Source organism: Salinimicrobium oceani (assembly GCF_012037645.1).
Genome location: NZ_JAAVJR010000842.1, coordinates 1 through 405, shown reverse-complemented (window position 1 = coordinate 405; position 405 = coordinate 1). Strand labels below are relative to the sequence as shown.

The following is a 405-nucleotide window of genomic DNA, read 5'->3' as shown; positions in this document are numbered from 1 at the left end:
TCAATGATTTCTTTAGGAACTAATTTAAGTAGTGGTTGCTCTACGTTTTGAAAATCCTTAAAAGCATCATTTAACTGCCGGTCCCATTTCTCATGATATTTCAACAGGTCATCGGGGTAAACAGTATCTCTTCCGGTGCCTTCATCAATAGCTTTGAAGGGTTCAGAAATATTGAGATAACCGTAATCATCTGTAAGTTGTTCACCCGGTTGAATATCCCTTACGGCCAGCTCAAAATCATGAGCTGAGGAAAGGCAATTGGCATTGAAGCTGTGGTTCACATATTTTGCCTGGTCCCAACATAGCACAAGGTGTCCCTTATTGTTCCTGAAGCAATATTTATCTACCTGCTCCTGAACTTTTGGGTGCATTTTCTCCACCTCCTCTGCCAGGATCACCCGGTCA

General features: G+C 42.2%; 1 protein-coding gene. It reads right to left on the bottom strand.

The window, feature by feature from the left end; all coding sequences use genetic code 11:
• Positions 1 to 405: SET domain-containing protein (locus HC175_RS19665; protein ID WP_168139806.1), on the bottom strand; the 405-nt coding region annotated here is incomplete at both ends.